This window comes from Stieleria sp. (genome assembly GCF_041595215.1).
Classification (GTDB): domain Bacteria; phylum Planctomycetota; class Planctomycetia; order Pirellulales; family Pirellulaceae; genus Stieleria; species Stieleria magnilauensis.
On the sequence record NZ_JBFHKV010001173.1, the window covers coordinates 1 to 2,500 of the forward strand.

The 2,500-nt window shown below is 62.2% G+C and carries 2 protein-coding genes and 1 pseudogene; all 3 read left to right on the forward strand.

Going from position 1 to position 2,500, the window contains the following annotated elements; translation table 11 throughout:
- A pseudogene (locus ABX749_RS29335) lies at positions 1-350 on the forward strand (molecular chaperone Hsp70); the annotation flags it as partial.
- A 243-nt stretch (positions 351-593) separates the two neighbouring features.
- Positions 594-1,154 carry a hypothetical protein gene (locus ABX749_RS29340; protein ID WP_372899167.1) on the forward strand — a complete coding sequence of 187 codons (561 nt, stop codon included), beginning with the start codon at positions 594-596 and terminating at the stop codon, positions 1,152-1,154.
- A 175-nt stretch (positions 1,155-1,329) separates the two neighbouring features.
- The coding region (glmS, locus tag ABX749_RS29345; protein WP_372899168.1) for a glutamine--fructose-6-phosphate transaminase (isomerizing) at positions 1,330-2,500 on the forward strand (1,171 nt) is incomplete at its 3' end.

Sequence of the window (2,500 nt, forward strand, 5' to 3'; positions counted from 1 at the left end):
CCGCGCTGCTCTGGGCGCTCGGCCGACTCGGCGGACGCCAACCCGCCTACGGCCCGCTCAACACCACCATCCCGGTCGCCACGGTTCAGTCATGGATCGAATCGCTGATCGCCGTCGATCCGCCTGAATCCGACGTGCCACTGACGCTCGTGCAACTGGGGCGCAAAACGGGCGACCGCTACCGAGACATCGCCGCAGCGACCCGAGACAAAGCCGCTACGTACTTGCAGTCCAGGGATGCGGCGGACCACTTCGTCACCCTGCTGACCGAAGGCGGAACGCTGGATCGAGACGAAGAGACCGCCGTGTTCGGCGACTCGCTGCCCTTGGGCATCCGACTGGGACGGTAGCCCGCACAGTTTGCCAAACCGGCACCAAAGCGAAACCCGACAGTTTCCTTCGATTGATCAGCCACTCACCGCCGATTCAACACCGGTGTGTCGTTGGTCTGTTTCGTTTGGCGTTCTCGTATCGGTGAGGGTGTGATGCCACTTCGAAAACTCTGGAATTCGATTCGTGGCAAGTCGGCCACGCCAAAAGTCCACGCGAGTTCAGAGACGGTGAGTCCAGGGACACAGTGCCCGGAACCAGGTTTGAATCCAACACCGCGGATCCAGTCCGCCCAGCAAACCTCCCCGCCGGCCCAACGCCCCGCGGCCGTGCCGACGCGCCCGGCGACGTCCAAGTCCATTTCAGGTGCCGCCACACGCGACGACAAGAAACTGTTTCGACGGATGGAATCGCTGTCCGTTCAATCGGTGTTGGAAGTCGGTGTCGGTGACGGACGGCGCTCACTGGCGATGTTGCACGCGCTGACCCACAAAGGCCACTCGACCCCGATTCATTACATCGCGATCGATGAGTTTGAATTGGGCGGCAACGCGCTTTCGCTGCGAGACTTTCACAAACAGCTGCGTGAGTACCCGGCCAAAGCCCATCTGGTGCCGATGGCGATCGACGCCGGCCTGGATCGTGTGGTCCGAACGTACGGCCAAGTCGATCTGATCCTGTGGTCCGCCGAGCAGCCGCCGACCCCGGCTCAGCACAGCGCTCTGGCCCGCTTGAGCAAGTCGCACACCATCGTCTTCGCCCAGGAAAACGGTCGCTGGACCGAAACGCTGCCCGGTCTGGCCGCCGGCAAACGGGCCGCCTGATCGATCCCAGCCGCTCCAACCGGCACGGTTGATCCGACCGGAAAGATTTCTGGGATCGGCAGCGTCTGTGTTTTGAGCTAGGTTTGTTCATGCCCGAAACGGCAACTAAATTGATTCCCCCCGGTCAAGGCCGGCCGGGATGAACAGACAGGCCTCCAAAACAGATTGAATTGCGATGTGTGGAATTGTCGGATATGTCGGTTCGGACAAAGCGGGCGACTTCCTGCTCAGTGGTCTGCGCCGCTTGGAATACCGCGGATATGACAGTGCCGGCGTGGCGATCCACGGCGGTGACACGTTCCACATCACCCGCGCGGTCGGCCGAATCGACGCCCTGGCCAGCTCGTTGGGCCAAAATCCCGTCGACGGACCGATCGGGATCGGCCACACCCGCTGGGCCACCCACGGGCCGGCGACCCAGGAAAACGCCCACCCGCACGTCGGCGGCGACGGCGAAGTGATTCTGGTGCACAACGGAGTCATCGAGAACTTTCAAACGCTGAAAAACGAGCTGATCGAAAAAGGCTACGCGTTTCAGTCCGCGACCGATAGCGAAGTGGTCGCCCATCTGATCGCCGAAGGCCTGCGTGTGACGCCGGAGACTGCCGACGATCCGTCGTTGCAATACGTGCAAGCGGTCCAGTGGGCCATCGCCCAGCTCCGCGGCACCTATGGGCTGGTGATCGCCTTCCGGGATCAACCCGACTTGTTGATCGCCGCTCGATTCGGCAGCCCGCTGGTGATCGGAATCGGCAACGGCGAGTACTTCGTCGCCAGCGATTCGTCCCCGCTGGCCGGCTGCACCGATCGCATCGTCTACATGGCCGACCACCAATTGGCAGTGCTCCGCCCCCAAGGCTTTTCGGTGACGCACCGGGAACAGGGCAAAGTGACGGTTCAGATCCAACCCCTGGAAGCGGCCGAAGAAGAGGTCAGCTTGCAGGGCTATGACCACTACATGCTCAAGGAAATCTATGAGCAACCCGAATCGCTGAAGAACGCGATGCGCGGCCGGCTGGACGAAGAAAACGCCACCGCCGTGTTTGGCGGATTGAACCTGACCCCGCAACAACTACGCAGCGTCGAACGCATCATCCTGACCGGATGCGGTACCAGCTGGCACTCCGCGCTGGTCGGCGAGTACCTGATCGAGGAACTCGCGCGGATTCCCGTCTGTGTCGAATACGCCAGCGAATTGCGGTACCGCAACCCGCCGATCGAAAACAACACGCTGGTGTTCGGGATCACCCAAAGCGGCGAGACGGCCGACACGCTGGCCGCCTTGCGGGAAACCAAACGCAAAGGCCACCGCACCCTGGCCCTCTGTAACGTCGTGGGAAGCTCCA